General features: G+C 69.1%; 18 protein-coding genes and 1 tRNA gene. 4 read left to right on the forward strand and 15 right to left on the reverse strand.

Annotated features, from left to right (window positions below):
• Positions 1-26 precede the first annotated feature (26 nt).
• From ASF30_RS02460 to prfB, 8 genes are all read right to left on the reverse strand, one after another.
• A complete protein-coding gene (locus ASF30_RS02460; RefSeq protein ID WP_162240718.1) occupies positions 27-662 on the reverse strand; it encodes a TetR/AcrR family transcriptional regulator in 636 nt (211 codons plus the stop codon).
• Positions 663-707: 45 nt separating this feature from the next.
• Positions 708-1,448, reverse strand: a complete 741-nt coding sequence (locus ASF30_RS02465) for a tyrosine-protein phosphatase (RefSeq protein WP_055901021.1) — start codon at positions 1,446-1,448, stop codon at positions 708-710.
• A gap of 3 nt (positions 1,449-1,451) precedes the next feature.
• Positions 1,452-1,928, reverse strand: coding sequence for an SsrA-binding protein SmpB (smpB, locus tag ASF30_RS02470; RefSeq protein WP_055819495.1), 477 nt, complete (start codon positions 1,926-1,928; stop codon positions 1,452-1,454).
• Between the two features lie 122 nt (positions 1,929-2,050).
• Positions 2,051-2,704: an ABC transporter ATP-binding protein gene (locus ASF30_RS02475; protein WP_055901024.1), complete on the reverse strand. Its 654-nt coding sequence runs from the start codon at positions 2,702-2,704 to the stop codon at positions 2,051-2,053.
• Positions 2,701-5,700, reverse strand: a complete 3,000-nt coding sequence (locus ASF30_RS02480) for a hypothetical protein (protein ID WP_055901027.1) — start codon at positions 5,698-5,700, stop codon at positions 2,701-2,703. The genes ASF30_RS02475 and ASF30_RS02480 overlap by 4 nt, the downstream gene beginning before the upstream one ends.
• A gap of 123 nt (positions 5,701-5,823) precedes the next feature.
• Positions 5,824-6,744: a permease-like cell division protein FtsX gene (gene ftsX, locus ASF30_RS02485; protein WP_055901030.1), complete on the reverse strand. Its 921-nt coding sequence runs from the start codon at positions 6,742-6,744 to the stop codon at positions 5,824-5,826.
• Positions 6,741-7,844, reverse strand: a complete 1,104-nt coding sequence (gene ftsE / locus ASF30_RS02490) for a cell division ATP-binding protein FtsE (RefSeq protein ID WP_055901033.1) — start codon at positions 7,842-7,844, stop codon at positions 6,741-6,743. The genes ftsX and ftsE overlap by 4 nt, the downstream gene beginning before the upstream one ends.
• A 61-nt stretch (positions 7,845-7,905) precedes the next feature.
• A complete protein-coding gene (gene prfB, locus ASF30_RS02495) occupies positions 7,906-9,015 on the reverse strand; it encodes a peptide chain release factor 2 (protein ID WP_055901036.1) in 1,110 nt (369 codons plus the stop codon).
• Between the two features lie 160 nt (positions 9,016-9,175).
• Between prfB and ASF30_RS02500 the strand changes: the two genes are divergently transcribed.
• Entirely contained in the window at positions 9,176-10,459 is a 1,284-nt protein-coding gene (locus tag ASF30_RS02500; RefSeq protein WP_055901039.1) for an MFS transporter, read from the forward strand.
• A gap of 51 nt (positions 10,460-10,510) precedes the next feature.
• On the opposite strand, the gene ASF30_RS02505 is transcribed toward ASF30_RS02500, so the two are convergent.
• From ASF30_RS02505 to ASF30_RS02535, 7 genes are all read right to left on the reverse strand, one after another.
• Positions 10,511-10,969, reverse strand: a complete 459-nt coding sequence (locus ASF30_RS02505; RefSeq protein ID WP_055901042.1) for a pilus assembly protein TadG-related protein — start codon at positions 10,967-10,969, stop codon at positions 10,511-10,513.
• Positions 10,966-11,478 (reverse strand): hypothetical protein, encoded by a 513-nt coding sequence (locus tag ASF30_RS02510; protein ID WP_235480239.1) that lies wholly within the window; start codon positions 11,476-11,478, stop codon positions 10,966-10,968. The genes ASF30_RS02505 and ASF30_RS02510 overlap by 4 nt, the downstream gene beginning before the upstream one ends.
• Positions 11,453-11,875, reverse strand: a complete 423-nt coding sequence (locus ASF30_RS02515) for a TadE/TadG family type IV pilus assembly protein (protein ID WP_327063117.1) — start codon at positions 11,873-11,875, stop codon at positions 11,453-11,455. The genes ASF30_RS02510 and ASF30_RS02515 overlap by 26 nt, the downstream gene beginning before the upstream one ends.
• A gap of 8 nt (positions 11,876-11,883) precedes the next feature.
• Entirely contained in the window at positions 11,884-12,084 is a 201-nt protein-coding gene (locus ASF30_RS02520; RefSeq protein ID WP_442914950.1) for a hypothetical protein, read from the reverse strand.
• A gap of 27 nt (positions 12,085-12,111) precedes the next feature.
• Positions 12,112-13,044, reverse strand: coding sequence for a type II secretion system F family protein (locus ASF30_RS02525; protein ID WP_055901048.1), 933 nt, complete (start codon positions 13,042-13,044; stop codon positions 12,112-12,114).
• 90 nt (positions 13,045-13,134) lie between these two features.
• The gene (locus ASF30_RS02530) at positions 13,135-14,010 is read right to left on the reverse strand and encodes a type II secretion system F family protein (protein ID WP_055901051.1); all 876 of its coding nucleotides are present in this window, start codon (positions 14,008-14,010) and stop codon (positions 13,135-13,137) included.
• Positions 14,007-15,239, reverse strand: a complete 1,233-nt coding sequence (locus ASF30_RS02535; RefSeq protein WP_055901054.1) for a CpaF family protein — start codon at positions 15,237-15,239, stop codon at positions 14,007-14,009. The genes ASF30_RS02530 and ASF30_RS02535 overlap by 4 nt, the downstream gene beginning before the upstream one ends.
• 79 nt (positions 15,240-15,318) lie before the next feature.
• On the opposite strand from ASF30_RS02535, the gene ASF30_RS02540 reads away from it, so the two are divergent.
• The 3 genes from ASF30_RS02540 (at position 15,319) to ASF30_RS02550 (ending at position 16,832) form a co-directional block, all read left to right on the forward strand.
• Positions 15,319-15,399: transfer RNA gene (locus ASF30_RS02540), tRNA-Leu, on the forward strand.
• Positions 15,400-15,526: 127 nt separating this feature from the next.
• Positions 15,527-16,162 (forward strand): biliverdin-producing heme oxygenase, encoded by a 636-nt coding sequence (locus ASF30_RS02545; RefSeq protein ID WP_055901056.1) that lies wholly within the window; start codon positions 15,527-15,529, stop codon positions 16,160-16,162.
• A 4-nt stretch (positions 16,163-16,166) separates the two neighbouring features.
• Positions 16,167-16,832 carry a DedA family protein gene (locus ASF30_RS02550; protein ID WP_055901059.1) on the forward strand — a complete coding sequence of 222 codons (666 nt, stop codon included), beginning with the start codon at positions 16,167-16,169 and terminating at the stop codon, positions 16,830-16,832.
• The last annotated feature ends 7 nt before the right edge of the window (positions 16,833-16,839 follow it).

The raw sequence follows: 16,839 nt of genomic DNA on the forward strand, positions 1-16,839 counted from the left end.
CGGGTGGAGCGGGTGGTGATGCGCGATCAGCGTTGTGAGGTGGCCGTGCCGCCGAGGATGTTCCGGGCCGCCGCGACGCGCGGAGCGACGATCTCCTCGAGGGTGAGGGTGTTCTCGGGGGTGAAGTAGATCTCTGCCGAGGAATGCATCAGCGTGGTGACGATGAGCACCGCGACGGATGCCACGGGGTCGCCGGCTTCCAGACCTTCGCGTCGCGCGACCAGATCGCTCAGCTGGTCGTTGCGCAGCATCCCAGCCTTCATCATGCGCTGCAGGAGCTGCGGCTCGGTCTCGATGGCGGCGAGGAGGTCACGGAGCTCCTGGTGCGACTGGGCGAGCTGGGCGACGTGCGCCATCTCGAGGGCGACGAGGTCATCGAACAGCGTGACCGAGATGCCGTCGCCGGGTGGTCGCATCGCCAGGAACATGTCGACGGCGGCGTCGTCGAACCACTCGCGTGGGTGCCCGACGATGGCCTGCTCCTTGGCCTCGAAGTAGTTGAAGAAGGTGCGGCGGGAGACGCCGACCCTCTCGCAGACCTGCTCGATCGTGAACCCGTGCAGGCCGTGCTCGGCGGTGAGAGTGCGCGTCGCCTGCGACAGGGCGCGACGGGTCTCCGCCATCCGCCGCTCACGCAGTCCCGTAGTTGCACTCTCAGTCACGTAGTGCATTCTTGCACTTCAGTGGATCGAGTGCAATTCGCGCGGTTATGCCTGACGGTCGACGAGCACCTTCTCCAGGTCGGCGAGCTCGTCGAGGGTGAGGCCGGACTCGAGCAGGTACTGCCGCACCGTTCCGTGATCGCGTTCGATGAGGTCGATGGTCGCCTCTAGGGCGGCTGCAGGGCTCGCGCCCATCAGCATCCGCAGTTCAGGGGTGTCTGAGACCCCGTACTCGCCGATCATCGCGATCATGCCCTCGAGCCACTCGCCCGCGAGGTTCGCCTCGGTGGCCGCATAGTCCTCGATCACGAGACCGCGGTCGACGCCGACGGCGAGAAGCGCGAGAGCCACGATGACGCCGGTGCGATCCTTGCCGGCTGTGCAGTGCACGAGCACGGCGCCGTCGCGATGCCGGGCGATCGTGCGGATCGCCTCGATCACGACCGGCGCGTGCTGCGTGACTATGCGCTCGTACAGCGCCTCCAGCGTGATCGTCTTCTCCGTGTGCGAGGCCCCGGAGCCCTCGAACACCGGAAGCGAGACCGTGTCGATGTCGAGGCCGTCGATCGCATCCGGCATCGAGGTGCTCTCGAAACCGTCACGCAGGTCGATGATGGTGTGAACGTCGAGGGCGCGGAGGGCGTCCCGACCGCTGTCGTCGAGGCGGCCGAGGCCGTCGGAGCGCAGCAGCACGCCGGAGCGTACGACGCCGTCCCTCGCCGGGTATCCCCCGACATCGCGCAGGTTGTAGGTGCCGGGTACCCGGATGGCCTCGTTCGCCGGCATGCTCTACTCCCCCAGGTGCTTGCGACTCGAGATCGCCCGATCGGATTCGCGCTTGTCCTGGCGCTCGCGCAGCGCCTGGCGCTTGTCGTAGTCCTTCTTGCCCTTGGCCACGGCGATCTCCACCTTGGCGCGGCCGTCGGAGAAGTAGATCTTCAGGGGGACGAGCGTGTAGCCGCCCTCCTTGGTCTTGTGGCTGATCTTGATGATCTCGGCCTTGTGCAGCAGCATCTTGCGCTTGCGTCGCGGCGGGTGGTTCGTCCAGGTGCCCTGGCTGTATTCGGGGATGTGCACGGCGTCGAGCCACATCTCGCCGCCCTCGATGAAGGCGTAGCCGTCGACGAGTGACGCACGCCCTGCGCGCAGCGACTTGACCTCGGTGCCCGTCAGCACGAGGCCGGCCTCGTAGGTCTCACCGATGAGGTAGTCGTGGCGCGCCTTGCGGTTCGTCGCGACGACGTTCTCTCCGCGTTCCTTCGGCATGATTCCTCCTCCTCGGTGGATGTCTGCTGGTATGCCCGTTGCTCGGGCAGCCGTTCAGTCTAACGGATGCCGCGGGCCGCACTCGCGCATCGGCCGGCGTCGGCCGGCTGGCCTCGCCGTCGTCACGCCAGATGCGTGCGCGCATCCGCCGCGTCGATGAGGTGCGGGTCGTGCGAGGCGACCAACACGGCGACGTCGGCGTCGCGCTGCGCGACGAGCAGCTCGATGATGTCGTCAGCGGTCGCCCGGTCGAGCCCGGCCGTCGGCTCGTCGACGATGAGCAACTGCGGAGAGAGGAGCAGGGCGCGGGCCAGGGCCGCGCGCTGGCGTTCTCCGCCGGAGAGTTCGGCCGGACGAGCCGACGCCCTGTCGGCGATGCCGACCCTGTCGAGCAGGCCGATGGCCCTCTCCCCCAGTTCGCGTACACGCCGCGCCGGAACGGCCGGCACCATCACGTTCTCGAGAACGCTCATGCCGTCGATCAGCGCCCCCGACTGATCGAGGAAGCCGACGCGCTCGCGCCGCAGTCGCGTCACGGCGTCGTCGGCCAGGCCGGCGAGGTCGAGGCCGTCCCAGAGCACCCGCCCCTCGCTCGGCGCGACGAGGCCTGCAGCGACGCGCAGCACGCTGGTCTTGCCCGAGCCACTGCGACCGGCGACGCAGTGCAGCCGGCCGGGGCGCACTGTGATGTCGCATCCGGAGACGAGAACCAGCGGTGCCGCGTTCTGGCGGGCGTAGGCGACCGTGACGTCGTCGAACTCGAGGGCTGCACTCATGGCGTCGGGGTGGCCTTCCTGGTGGTGGCGAGCAGGATCCCCACGACGGCGAGCCCGGAGACGAGGGCTGCGGAGACCGCAGTGTCGATGCCGTCGAGCCCGGCGGCATAGAGGGAGAACCAGAGCAGGTAGCAGCCGAGCAGCGCGGCCGGTACTCCCACGTACAGCACCTCCGCGCGTTCAGCGCGGCGGATGTCGCTGCCGACCCAGCCGAGCTCGCGCAGCACGGCGCGCGCCCGGCTTCGGCGCTGCAGCGTCTGCGCCTTGACGAGCACGGTCAGCAGCGCTCCGGTCGCGACTCCCACGAGACCGAGCAGGACCTGCGGCACGAGAGCCTGGGCGGTTCCGAACTGCGCGAGGAGGCTGGTGCCTGCCGCCGTCCGGCCGAGGTCGATGCTGAGCACGAAGCAGGCCGTCGTGGCCATCACGATGAGCACAGCTGCCGCGTTGCCGATCGAGCCGCCGACGTGGCCGCGCACCAGACGCAGGCCGAAGCCGACGAGGGACTCGGCACCGAGGCGCAGGCGCCGGGTGCGCCGGCCCACGCGCTGTATCCCGTCGGCGACGCCGGCAGCGGCATCCGGAGCCTGAGGCGCATCGGGCACCTCGGATGGCAGGCCGTAGCCGCCGTGGATCTCCGCGGAGGGTGCGCTGGTCCAGCGCACCTCCGGCCGATCCGCCGGGTGATCCCGGTGCAGCTCGTCGCTCGTGGCGAGACGCACGCGCTGCCCCTTCGAGCCTGTGACGGCACGAAGCACGGCGATCACGAGCACGCCGAGCACCACGGATGCGGTGGTCGAGAGCACGAGGGCATCATCGGCTGCGAGCAGTACCGCGAGCCCGCCGGCGAGCAGAACGGCGACCACGGCCGGCCATTGCTCGGCGAGCAGCCAACGCATGATGCGGCCACGGGTCCAGCCCACGGTGCGCAGGGTCGCGGACTCCGAGCGGCGCGTGCCTCTGCCCGACAGCGAACCGACCGCGAACAACGCGAGAGTGGCGGCGATCACCGTGGCGAGCAGGGCGAGTGTCGCCTCCGAGACGCTCGTGCCGAGCTTGGCGGCCGCTCCCAGCGCCGACCACTGCTGCTCGACGGTGCCCAGCGCCCCGACCTTCTGCACACCGGCGGCATCCGTCGTTCCGAAGGCATAGCCGTCGACAGCCATCCGGACGGTCTGCGGGCTCGACCCGGCGACGATGGTGGCGGAGAGCCCGAGCTTCTCGATCTCGTCGGCGACTGCACCCACAGCGGCGATGCCGGCGCCGTCGTAGCGGTCGACACCGGCGACCCGCACGCGCACGGCGTCCATCGTGGGGGTCTGCAGTGCGCTCGACACCGCTGCGATGTCGGCGATCGCCGTGGTGCGGGCGCCGACGAGGCCGAGTCCGCCGGCCAGCGGCTTCAGCTCGGTCGGACCTGTCGCGGCGCCGGATGCATCCGCGACGAGTGTCATCCCGGCCGGGTCGTAGGCGCCGAGCGGCACATACGACAGCGGGTCCTCCGCGGCGACCAGGTCATCGGCGTCGAAGCCGCCGACAGGGAGGAAGGAGCTGCCGCCACCATCGAAGTCCTGCACCACCTGCTCGGTCTGCACGGTCGAGTACGTCGACTGCGATCCCGTCGCCGTTCCGGGGCCGCGCTTCACCCAGACACTCGGGTCGCCGCCCCAATAGTCCTGCACGTCATTGCCGAGATAACCGGTGGACTCGAGCGTTCGCACGCCGTCCTTCATCGTCGGGCGGGCCGGCGAGGAACGGGCAGCCTGGCCGAACCAGCCGCCGATGAATCCCGCTGGGCCGTTCTCGGGCGTCGCGGACGTCGAGCCGAGCCAGGGCATGGTGAACAGCTGCGTCGAGAATGGATCGAGGAGCTGCCGCGCATCGGCCGAGATGGTGCCGAGCGGAACTCCGGCGACACCGGCGTCGTCGATCGTCGGGTCCATCCAGCCCATCGCAGCGATGTCGGGCATGGTCCCGGGGCCCATGCCCTCCACCTCGATGCGAATGGTGAGCGGCACATCGGTGCTGGGGGCGACGATCACCGGAAGATAGCGGCCCGCGGGATACACGTCCTCGACCGGCAGCGGGGTCTCGCCGCGCTTGAGCTTCTCGGCGACGTACTTGCGGTACAGATCACTGGCCTCGAAGCCGTCGAGGCTGGCCTGCTGCTGTTCCGCCGCCGAGGCGACCGTCGCAGAGAAGTCCGTCGTCGGCTGTGTCGCCATCCAGTCGGAGATCTCGTCGATCGAGCGCGGTGCGCCGGGTCCGACACCGACGAGCGGATCGAGGAACCCGCCTCCGGCGCCGAGCAACGCCTGCTCGGCCACGGGGTCGACAAGGGTGATCCTGCTCGGCGGCAGGGCGATCGACGGGATCGGAACCTGCACCTCGCCGTCGACGAGAGTGTTCGACATGTTCGATCCCATATCGGCGAGATCCGGCGACTCCGGCTGCACCACCGCGGTGAAGCGCGGCTCGGTCTCGGGATAGACGTACGTGCAGTCCACGGTGATGTCGCCGACCTGGGTGGTGCATCCGCTCGAGTCGTCGTACGCGCTGCGGTCGACGGCGATGTCGCGGGGAGCATCGGTCTGGTCGAGGGTGAGTCTGTACGTCCTGGCGAAGGCGAGGCGCTGGCCGAGGCCGTCATCGGTCAGGTACTGCACACGCAGCCGATAGCGCTGCGGGTCGAGCTCGCGCTTGGAGGTGTCGACAGGCGCGGCGAGACTGATCTGACCGAAGTTGGACGATGGCACCACCAGTTGGCTGATCGGTGCTGCCACCGCGACCCCGTCGATGCCCCGAATGCGCGCGAGCAGGTCGAGCGGCATCCGTTCGTCATCGCCGATCAAGGCATTGGGCGACATCAGATCATCGCTCGCCGCCTTCTTCGAGGTGACGAGGATGTCGTAGGCGCCGCGCCAGTGGGCGTCGAGGGTCGCCTGCAGCGCCGTCGCCGCCGCGCTCTGCAGGCCGGCCGTCGCGAGCAGGGTCACAGCGAGCAGTGCGACGGATGCGACCAGCAGGCGATCGCGCGCGAACCGGGCCAGCGGGCCCGGAACGCGCGCAGGGGCATCCGGTCGTCGTCGACCCGCTGACCCGCGCCCCTCGGACAGTGCCTAGACCTTGAGGTACCGCGTGATCGCGAAGTTGGCCGAGAACGCCGCCAGCACGATGCCGACGAGCAGCAGGATCGGTGCCACCACCAGTGCACTGCTCTCCGTCACGAACGACGTCAGCTGCAGGCGGTCCTTCAGCCAGCCCTGGATGAAGAAGTGCACGATCGCCCAGATGGCACCGCCGGCGAGCAGCGAGCCGATGAGGGCGGCGAAGATGCCCTCGAGGATGAACGGCGTCTGGATGAACCGGTTCGACGCGCCGACGAGACGCATGATGCCGAGCTCCCTGCGGCGCGAGTACGCCGACAGGCGGATGGTCGTCGCGATGAGCAGTGCAGCCGCCACGAGCATGATCGCGGCGATGGCGATGGCCGTGAAACTGGCCGCGTTCAGCACGGCGAAGATCTGGTCGAGATAACTGCGCTGGTCGGTCACGGCCTCGACGCCCGGCAGTGCCGACAGGCTCTCGACGAGCACGTCGGCCTGGGTCACGTCCTTGAGGTTCACCCAGTAGGTCTGGTTGAGCTGGTCGGGAGTGACGTACGCCGAGACGGGGTTGTCCTTGAACTGCTTCTGGAAGTTCTCGTAGGCCTGGTCGTGATCCTCGAAGTAGAACTTCTTGATGAACGGCGACAGGGTGGGGCCGTCGAGCTCGGCCTTGACGGCGGCGAGCTGCTCCTCGTTCGCCTCACCGCCGACGCAGTTCTCATTGGAGGACCCCGAGATGTCGGTGCACATGTAGACCGCCACCTGGGCGCGGTCGTACCAGTAGTCCTTCATCTGGCCGATCTGCATCTGCATGAGGATCGCCGTGCCGACGAAAGTGAGGGAGATGAACGTGACGAGCACGACGGAGACCACCATCGACGCGTTCCGTCGCAGGCCGTTCGCGGCCTCAGTGAGTACGAGACCGAGTCTCATCGGGTCGGCCCAACTTCCTGCTCACCGGTGTCGTTCGAGGGTGCTCCCGGCGCCCGGAGTCCGAGCTTCTCGGCCAGGGTCAGCTGCTCGGGTACGTCGTTCTCGGCCGTGACCGGAAGCACCGGACGCGACATCGTCGTGGGCGGCGGCTCGACGGGCACCACCGGGATGGAGCTCGTGGCGGCCGCGGTGATGGCTGCTGCGGCATCCGTCACGTCATCCGTCACCTCGGGCTCGATGTAGAGCGGCTGCGCGTTCTCCATGACCGAGGTCGGCACCTTGGGGGCCGCTGCGGCCGGTGCCTGCTCGACCGCGATGCCACCTGCGGTGACGGATGCCGTCCCGGCCGCGACGACGGGGGCCTCGCCGGTCCGGGTCGACGCGTCAGCGGTCTCGGCCACGACGGGGATCGCCGTGGTGGCGCCGTAGCCTCCGCGACGCTCGTCACGGACGATGTTGCCGGCCGAGAGCTCGATCACGCGACGCTTCATCTGGTCGACGATGCCGGCCTCGTGCGTGGCCATGACGATGGTGGTGCCTGAGGCGTTGATGCGCTCGAGCAGGGTCATGATCCCGGCGCTGGTCACGGGGTCGAGGTTTCCCGTCGGCTCGTCGGCGAGGAGCACCTGCGGCTTGTTCACGATGGCGCGCGCGATGGCGACGCGCTGCTGCTCACCGCCCGAGAGCTCGTGCGGAAGTCGCTGCGCCTTGCCCTCGAGGCCGACCATCTTGAGCGTGTCAGGCACTGCCTCCTGGATGAAGCCGCGGGACTTGCCGATCACCTGGAGGGTGAACGCGACGTTGGCGGCCACGGTCTTGTTCGGCAGCAGTCGGAAGTCCTGGAAGACCACGCCCAGATTGCGCCGGAAGTAGGGAACCTTGCGGTTCGAGATGGAGCCCAGGTCTTGGCCGAGCACGTGGATGGATCCCGTGCTGGGCTTCTCCTCCTTGAGCATCAGGCGGAGGCAGCTGGACTTGCCGGAGCCCGAGGCTCCGACGAGGAACACGAATTCGCCCCGAAGGATCTCGAGGTCGATGCTGTTCAGCGCCGGCCTGCTGGTGCCCGGGTACTTCTTGGAGACGTTGTCGAAGCGGATCATTTCACTCGATGCTAAGCAGAGGATGCCGCAATGTGGCTAGCGACTCGCTCAGTCCTCGGACCTAGTCGTCGGTCTTCTGCTTGCGCCACCGGATGCCGGCACCGATGAAGCCGTCGATCTCTCCGTCGAACACCTTCGAGGGGTTGCCCTCCTCGTAGTCCGTGCGCAGGTCCTTGACCATCTGGTACGGCGCGAGCACGTAGGAGCGCATCTGGTCGCCCCAGCTGGCCGTGATGACGCCGGCGAGTTCCTTCTTCTGTGCGGCTTCAGCCTCCTTCTGCAGCAGGAGCAGTCGCGACTGCAGCACGCGCATGGCGGCGGCTCGGTTCTGGATCTGGCTCTTCTCGTTCTGCATCGAGACGACGGTGCCGGTGGGAAGGTGCGTGATGCGCACGGCGGAGTCCGTGGTGTTCACCGACTGGCCGCCGGGACCGCTGGAGCGGAAGACGTCGACGCGGATGTCGTTCTCGGGGATCTCGACCTCGCCGGCCTCCTCCATGAGCGGGATGACCTCGACGGCCGCGAAGCTGGTCTGGCGCTTGCCGGCCGCGCCGAAGGGGCTCATCCGCACGAGGCGATGCGTGCCGGCCTCGACGCTGAGGGTGCCGAAGGAATAGGGCGCCGACACCTCGAAGGTCGCCGACTTGATGCCGGCCTCCTCCGCGTAGGACGTGTCCATGACGGTGACGGGGTACTTGTGCTTCTCGGCCCAGCGCAGGTACATGCGGAAGAGCATCTCGGCGAAGTCGGCGGCATCCACTCCCCCGGCTCCCGAACGGATCGTGATGACGGCCGGGTAGGAATCCCACTCGCCGTCGAGGAGAGTCTGCACCTCGAGCTCGCCGATGACCTTCTGCAGGTTCACCAGTTCGACGCGCGCCTCCTCGGCGCTCTCCTCGTCGCCCGCCTCGTTGGCCAGCTCGATGAGCACCTCGAGATCATCGAGCCGTGAGGCGACGCTGGTCATCTTCGCCAGCTCGCTCTGCCGGTGGCTGAGGGCGCTCGTGACGCGCTGCGCGTTCACTGTGTCATCCCACAGGTCGGGAACGCCGGCCTCCTCGCTGAGGCGGTCGATCTCGGTGCGGAGGGCTTCGACATCGACGACGGAGCTGATGTCACCGAAGGTGACGCGCAACGCGGCGATCTGTTCAGAGAGATCAAGGTCAATCATGTTGCAGCCAGCCTACCGGCGTGGGCCGTCGCCTCGAACTGCCCACTTCCGCCAGTGCCGGCCACCCGTGACCAGCGGAAGTGGGCAGTTCGGCACCGGGGAACGTGGCCGAGGCGGCGGCGACCCGCGGCTGGCAGCGCAGGCATAGGGTGGAATGGTCATGACGGAAACCGAGCGCCCCTTCTCCCTCCGCTCCGTCGCCCTCGCCGCCTACCTGCCGACGTTCCTATTCTCGGTGGGTGAAGGCGCCATCATCCCGCTCATCCCGACGGTGGCGAACAACCTCGGCGCCACGCTCGCCGTGGCCGGCCTCATCGCCTCCATGGTGATGCTCGGCGAACTCGTGGGCGACATCCCGAGCGGCTGGATCGTGAGTCGCATCGGAGAGCGCACGGCCATGATCGGTGGCGCCGTCCTCGCCATCGCGGCGACGATCCTCTGCCTCGTGGCCACGACCCCGTGGATGCTCGGCATCGGGATCTTCCTCATCGGCATCGCCACGGCCGTGTTCGCCCTCGCCAGGCACGCCTTCATGACCAGCTACGTGCCGCAGCGCTACCGTGCACGAGCGCTGTCGACCCTCGGCGGCATCTTCCGCGCCGGGTGGTTCATCGGCCCACTGCTGTCGGCAGCACTGCTCCATGTCATCGACGACACCCAGATCGTGTTCTGGGTGTTCATCACGGCGTGCCTCGGCGCCGTCGTGGTCCTGCTCGTGCTCCCCGACCCCGAGACCATGTTCGGCCGGGCCGAGCGGGTGCCGGTACCCGACGGCGGCTCCCGCACGCCGGGTGAGGAGCTCGCCGCCGAGGAGTCGCACGGTCTCGGCCGCACCCTGTGGGACAACCGCGCCGTGCTGCTGCGCCTCGGCACCGGCGCCGGCCTGATCGGCGCCCTCCGGGCCAGCCGCACGGTCATCCTGCCGCTGTGGGCGCTCTCGATCGGCATCTCGGAGCGCGACACCGCCATCATCATCGGCCTCGCCGGTGCCATCGACTTCGCCCTGTTCTATGCCAGCGGACAGATCATGGATCGCTTCGGCAGGCTCTGGAGCGCCCTGCCGTCGATGATCGGCCTCGGACTCGGCCACCTGGTTCTCGCCTTCACCCACGACCTGCCCACGAACGTGCAGTGGTTCGTCGGCATCGCGATGTTCCTGTCGCTCGCGAACGGCATCGGAAGCGGCATCCTGATGACCCTCGGAGCCGATCTCGCCCCGCCGGCCAACCCGGCTCCGTTCCTCGGCGCCTGGCGATTCACTGGCGACCTCGGCGGGGCGGCCGCCCCACTCGCCGTCGCCGGCATCACGGCTGTCGTCTCGATCTCGGCAGCCGCCGGCGTGATGGGCATGCTCGGGCTGATCGGTGCCGCCGTCCTCGGACGCTACGTGCCGCGCTACGTGCCCCGGCGTCCTCGCGGCGCCGGTGCGGCCGCGATCGACTAGCAGCCGGTACGGCATCGGAGCCGGCGCGCAGGCCCAGACTCAGAATCAGGTTCAGCCGAACACGGACCGGGCCGTCGATGTCACGTCGAGGCGGATGCCGTCGGGCAGCACCAGCACGAGCACCGGAGGCCGCCACCAGGCCGACAGCGCGACCTCGGCACTGCGACCGTCGGGCGACCCCGCGGACTCGAGCCTGATCCCCTCGAGCGACCCGTGCGGCGCCTCGGAGAGATAATCGGCGGCTGCAGCACCGACGTCAGCCGAGTCGAGGGTGACGCGGAGCCCGGCCTCGGTCGGCGTCACGGCGGTGAGCTCGAACGCCTCGGCACCGGCGAGCGCCGCGCCGTCGGCAAGAGTCAGCAGGCGCTTCCGCTCGATGTACAGGCTGGTAGCGCCCATCACTCCGAGGATCACGACGACCGCGAGGAACATGAAGAAGATCGCGAGAGGCAGGGTCGAGCCGCCCTCGTCGCGCAGCACCGCTCGCAGGCGCCCGGCGGGCCGGGTCATCCGGCGGCTCCCCAGAACCGCGACACGGTCTGCGTGGCCTGCGCCTCGAGCGGCACGCTGACGACATCGCGAAGCGCGAGCACGTCGGGCACCAGGGGAAGTGCGACCTGCAGTCGCACCGTGATGGTGACGGAGTTCCCTCGGGAGAGGCATCCGTTGGTCGGATCATCGCAGGCGATTCCGACGGACGGGACCGCCGTCGCCAGCCCGTAGTCGGCGAGACCGACCGCGAGCGCCCTGTCGACACCGGCGCGGCCCTCGTCCACTGTGGCCGACTGCACGTACACGCGGGCCGACTGGCGGGCGACGCCCTCGGCGGCGAGGGACGCCGACTGGATGGCCGACACCGCGAGCACGACATACACGAGGGGCACGAGCAGGATGAGCCCCACCGTGATGAACTCCAGCGACGCGGACCCCGACTCGTCGGCCAGACGCGCAGCCGACTCAGCCGGCTCAGGGCGCTCGGCGGGCTCAGCGGGCTCACGGCGCACTCTCGACAGCGGCACGGCCGACCACCTCCATCGCACGGTCCGGGCCGAGCAGGCCGGCGAGTGGCAGCGGCGTCGTGACGTGCACCTCGGCGCTCGAGAATCCGGCGTAGTTCCCGTAGCTGCCGGTGACGTGCCTGGCGTAGTCGCCACCGAGGGCTGTCGTGATGAGCAGGCGGGTGCGCTCCTCGCCGTCGGCCAACGTGTTGTCGGCCAGCGCCGCGAATCGGGCGCCCTCCGCCGCGGCGTCGAGCACGGTGTTGCGCACGTGCAGCGCCAACGCCAGCTGCACGACCGCGAGGGCGAGCGTCGTGAGCAGCACCGATACCAGCGTGAACTCGACGACCGCCGAGCCCCGCTGGTCACGCAGCACCGAGTGCAGCATCCGCCCGAACATGGTCGGCCTGGCTGTCACCCGTGCGCTCAGAAGTCGGAGACGCGGTCGATCGCGTCCTGGAACACGCCGGTCAGCGCGGGGCCCGCCAGCGCCCAGATCAGGATGACCAGTCCGGCCGTCATCAATGTGATGAGCACCCAGCCGGGCACGTCGCCACGCTCATCGTCTCGCTCCTGCACCAGTCGCCACCGCAGCGCCATGGCTGCACTCAGCATCCGAGTCGTCATCGCCTCACCTCTCCTGTCATCAGTCACCTAGAAACCCGCCTGAAGTACGAACAGTCCGGGGAAGATCGCGATCACCACCGTGAGCGGCAGAATGAGGAACACCAGCGGAATGAGCATCGCGATCTCGTTCCGACCGGCGCGTTCGAGAAGCCTGTTCCTGGCTTCACCGCGCGCGTCCTGCGCCTGCGCCCGCAGGACGCCGGCCAGCGGAGTTCCCCGTTCGATGGCCGCAGTGATCTGCTCGATCGCACGACTCAGCGGTGGCATCCGCAGTCCGGTGGAGAGTTCCTCGAGCGCACGAGCGAGCGGGACCCCGGCGCCGACGTGCGAGAGCACCCCGGCGAACTCCCCGGCCAGTTCGCCCGAGCTCGTCCTGGCCACGCGGCGCAGGGCATCGTGGATGCCCTCACCGGCCGACAGGCTGAGCGTGAGGAACTCGAGGACCGTCGGCAGTTCATCGGTCATCCGCGAGATCCGTGCCGAGGCCACTCGACGCAGCATCTGGTCGCGCAACGCCGCGCCCGAGAACGCGCCGAGCACCGGCACGACCACGGCGAGCGCCGGAGGCAGTCGTGTGCCGGAGACGAGGACCACGACGATGCCGACAGCAGTGCCCAACAGGGCCCAGATCACCTGCTCGGCACGGAATCTCTCGACGGATGCCGCGGATCCGGCCTGCCGAAGCCGCAGGCCAGCGGTCTCCGGTCCCCCGAACAGGCGCGACAGGAGAGTGGAGAAGGCGCCGATCACCGGGGCGGCAAGGGTTCCGATCACGGGCAGCGGGTCGACGGTGCGTCGTCGGACGTGCTCGCGCGCGGCCGGCGACACATCCAGGATGTAGGGCGCTATGCGATCGGCGAGACGAGGTCGGCGGAGGCTCGGGAGCATGGCCGCCAGCGACCAGAGGCCGAGCCCCAAGGTACAGCCGAAGACGAGGGACAATGCCTGCGGCGCGCTCATCGGCTGCTCCGCCGGCCCACCACCGCATCGACGCCGGTCATTGCGGCATCATGGCCTCCTCCGAGTGCACCACGCCTGACTTATCCACAGTCATCGGAACCAACGCTGTTCCTCGGGCAGGCGCCCGACGCGGATCATGAGCAGGTAGGCGAGCACGGACACGAGGAGTCCCAGCACTATGAGCACGGCTCCGGCCGGGGAGTTGTAGGCGGCGGCCCCCTCCGGACGGGTGGCCAGCATCAGCAGCACGATCCACGGCGCGACGACGCCGAGTCGGGCCGCATTCACGATCCAAGACTGGCGGGCCCTCAGTTCGGCCCGCACCACGGCGTCTTCACGCAGGTAGGCGGCCAGGGAGCGCAGCACCTCGCCGAGATCGCCGGCGCCGACCTCGCGGGCCATCCGCAGCGTCTCGAGAAGCCTGTCGGCGACCGGGTCGGCGAGGTCCTCCTTCAGCTGATCGATGGAGTGGGAGAAGTTGCCCGTGGCCCGGTATTCCCGCTCGAACGCTGAGAAGCTCGCCCGGGTTCCGGCCGGCCCGGACTGCGCCAGCGACGCCACGGCGTCGGGCAGCGCGATCCCGGCGCGCACGGCCGACAGCAGATGATCGACGACGTCGGGCCAGACAGCGCGGTTGGCCACCCGGCGTGCCCGTGCGCGGAGCGTCACGACGAGCGCCGGAGCGCAGAAGCCGACGAGTCCGGCGGCGATGGACAGTGCGGCGACTCCGACCACGGACTGCAGGAGGCCGGCGGCGGCGAGGCCGGCGAGGACGGAGAGGAGCAGGAGCGCCACCGGCGGCACTCCGCCCAACCCGGCGAGAGCGAGTCGGGTGCGCATCCGTTGCCCGGCGGTGTCGGACCGGGGAACGCGCTCGGCCGATCGCGGCCACAGCCAGGGCGACACCACCAGGAGCACGCCGGCACCGGCCACGCAGGCCACGGCGACGGCCTGGGCCGAGATCATGCCGCGTTCCGGGCGAGCACGATGGAGGGATCGAGGCCCGCCGCTCGGAACTTGGCGAGCTTGAGCGGATGGCCACCCGTCGCCTGCAGGAGACCGTCGCGCACCTGGAACAGCGGACTCGCCTCGACCACCGATCCCGACACGGCCCCGCTGAGCGCGACGATCTCGGTCACCCGGCGTGCGCCGGAGCGGTCGATCTCGCACTGCACGACGATGTCGACACACGCCGCGACAGTGGGAACGACGAAGGCCGCGTCGATGTTGCGCCCGGCCAGCAGCGGCAGGGTGCATAGCTTGGCCAGTGCGTCGCGGGCACTGTTGGCGTGGATGCTGCACATGCCGGGCAGTCCGCTGTTCAGGGCAATGAGCAGATCGAGGCTCTCGGCCTCGCGCACCTCGCCGACCACCAGGCGGTCCGGGCGCATCCGCAGGGCCTCCTTGATGAGACGTCGCAGCGTGATCTCGCCGGTTCCCTCGATGCTCGACTGACGGCACTGCATGGCGACGATGTCGCGGGCGTCGATGTCGAGTTCGAAGGTCTCCTCCACCGTCACGATGCGCTCGTCGCGCCGGGCACTCGACAGCAGAGCGCCGAGGAGCGTCGTCTTTCCCGCCTGAGTCGGGCCGGAGACGAGGATGTTCTGGTCGGCCAGAACGCACATCCGGAGGAACTCGGCGGACTGCAGCGACAGGGAGCCCAACTGCACCAGACGTCCGAGGTCGCGGAGGCGACGGGTGAACTTGCGGATGTTCACGGCCCAGTGCCTCTGCGTGATGTCGGGGATCACAACGTGGAGCCTGGACCCGTCGGGCAACGATGCGTCGACGAACGGGCTCGACAAGTCGACACGGCGGCCGCTGGACTGCAGCATCCGTTCCACCAGGTCGCGAACGGTGCTCTCGGTCAGCACCGTCGGCGTCAGTTCGGGGACGCCGTTGCGGGCGACGAAGACCCTCGTCGGCGAGTTGAGCCAGATCTCCTCGATGGTCGGGTCGTCGAGGTAGGGCTGCAGCGGGCCGAACCCGGTGAGCGACGCGATGACCTCGCGCGTCGCCTGCTCCTCGTCGGTGATCAGAGGGCCGGCCCCGCCGATCGAGCGCTCGACGTAGTCACGCAGGGCGTCGCGGGCGTAACGCTCGGCGAGAGCGGCGTCCGTCGCCAGATCGACGCCGTCGTCGCGCACCCGGGCTCGCACGTGCTCGGTGATGGTGCGAACCGCCTCGGTCATCCGTTCATCGTGCCGCGGCCGCTCCGGCGGTCGCAGGAACTGTCCACAGGGCGAGGACCTTTACACTGGGACGGCACCAGCGGGAGTGGTGGAATTGGCAGACACGCAGGATTTAGGTTCCTGTGCTTTTAGCGTGTGGGTTCGAGTCCCACCTTCCGCACTGTGCCTCCACGGGCCCGCAGCGCCCGGCCGCGGCTGCGGTGTCAGGTGCATCGCTGAGAACTGCGCCACGCCGATGCCCGTTTCGGGGTGAGACACGGAAGCTCGCGTCCGATATTGTCTTAGGTATGCCTAACCTCACTGTCGACGCGACGGATGTCGCCGCCATCGTCCGCGAGCGAACGATGGACGCCCACAGGTCCGCCGAGAGCAAGCCGTTCATCACGGCTCTCATGAAGGGCGAGCTCGATCTCGCCGCCTACACGCGTTACCTCGCCCAGCTGGCGTGGATCTACGAGGCGCTCGAATCCCGCCCGTCGCAGACCGGCGACCCGGCGATCATCGACGCTCACAGGCTCGATCGCTTCGCGGCGATGGAGAGCGACCTCGCCGCCCTGGGCACCTCGGCCTGGCGCACCGACCACCCTGCGCTCCCCGCGACGGCGGCCTACGCCGACGACCTGCGCGCCATCGCGCCCGACGACCTCCCGCGCTACCTGGCACACCATTACACCCGCTACCTCGGAGATCTGTCGGGTGGGCAGGCCATCGCCCGCCTGGTCGCGCGTCACTACGACGCCTCCCCCGAGCAGTTGAGCTTCTTCAGATTCACCGAGATCGACGACATCGTGCTCTACAAGCGCGCCTACCGCGAGAACCTCAACGCCCTCGGCTTCGATGCCGCCGAGGTCGACGCATTCGTGAACGAGGCCGACGCCGCCTTCGACTTCAACAGCGCCGTCTTCGACGCGCTCGGAGGCTGAGCTCGTGCTCCGCACGGCGGCGCTCGACGGCCAGCTCTCCGACCTGCTCGGCCAGGTCGGCGTCGTGGTCTTCTACCTCGTCGTGTGGGGCCTCGTCTTCGCCGGCACCGCCCTGTTCGTCGGTGTCTTCGTGCCGTTCATCACGGGTGACTCCCTGCTCTTCGCCTCGGGCATCATCGCGGCCGGGGCATCGGGAATCGACATCTGGGTGCTCGCCATCGGCGTGGGCATCGCCGCCTTCCTCGGCGACCAGGTCGGCTTCCTCCTGGGGCGCAGATACGGGCGACCGTACCTCGACAGACGGGGTGGGCCTCGGATGCAGCGGGTCATCACCCGCACCGAGCACTTCTACCGCACGTTCGGCTGGTGGTCGGTGGTCATCGCCCGGTTCATCCCGTGGGGGCGCGTCTTCGTGCCGGTGATCGCCGGCGTGGGACGGATGGGCTACGCCCGCTTCGTCACCGCGAACATCGTCGGCGCGCTCGCCTGGGGCGTCGGGATCACCGTGATCGGTTACTACGCCGCATCCATCCCCGGCGTGAAGGTCCTGGCCTACGTGATCGCCGGCGTCTTCATCACGGCATCCGTCATAGCGGGCATTCGCGCGTGGCGTCTGGAACGCGCCGACCGCGCAGCTTCTGCTCAGGCTGACGTCTCCTCGGCCCAGTAGACTGCGG

This window comes from Leifsonia sp. Leaf264 (assembly GCF_001422325.1).
Lineage (GTDB): Bacteria > Actinomycetota > Actinomycetes > Actinomycetales > Microbacteriaceae > Orlajensenia.

Bases quoted from the DNA above. Each gene is read 5' to 3' on its own strand.
- ASF30_RS02465 (WP_055901021.1), bottom strand. From the start codon at position 1,448: ATGCCGGCGAACGAGGCCATCCGGGTACCCGGCACCTACAACCTGCGC.
- smpB (WP_055819495.1), bottom strand. From the start codon at position 1,928: ATGCCGAAGGAACGCGGAGAGAACGTCGTCGCGACGAACCGCAAGGCG.
- ASF30_RS02475 (WP_055901024.1), bottom strand. From the start codon at position 2,704: ATGAGTGCAGCCCTCGAGTTCGACGACGTCACGGTCGCCTACGCCCGC.
- ftsX (WP_055901030.1), bottom strand. From the start codon at position 6,744: ATGAGACTCGGTCTCGTACTCACTGAGGCCGCGAACGGCCTGCGACGG.
- ftsE (WP_055901033.1), bottom strand. From the start codon at position 7,844: ATGATCCGCTTCGACAACGTCTCCAAGAAGTACCCGGGCACCAGCAGG.
- prfB (WP_055901036.1), bottom strand. From the start codon at position 9,015: ATGATTGACCTTGATCTCTCTGAACAGATCGCCGCGTTGCGCGTCACC.
- ASF30_RS02500 (WP_055901039.1), top strand. From the start codon at position 9,176: ATGACGGAAACCGAGCGCCCCTTCTCCCTCCGCTCCGTCGCCCTCGCC.
- ASF30_RS02505 (WP_055901042.1), bottom strand. From the start codon at position 10,969: ATGACCCGGCCCGCCGGGCGCCTGCGAGCGGTGCTGCGCGACGAGGGC.
- ASF30_RS02520 (WP_442914950.1), bottom strand. From the start codon at position 12,084: ATGACGACTCGGATGCTGAGTGCAGCCATGGCGCTGCGGTGGCGACTG.
- ASF30_RS02525 (WP_055901048.1), bottom strand. From the start codon at position 13,044: ATGAGCGCGCCGCAGGCATTGTCCCTCGTCTTCGGCTGTACCTTGGGG.
- ASF30_RS02530 (WP_055901051.1), bottom strand. From the start codon at position 14,010: ATGATCTCGGCCCAGGCCGTCGCCGTGGCCTGCGTGGCCGGTGCCGGC.
- ASF30_RS02535 (WP_055901054.1), bottom strand. From the start codon at position 15,239: ATGACCGAGGCGGTTCGCACCATCACCGAGCACGTGCGAGCCCGGGTG.
- ASF30_RS02545 (WP_055901056.1), top strand. From the start codon at position 15,527: ATGCCTAACCTCACTGTCGACGCGACGGATGTCGCCGCCATCGTCCGC.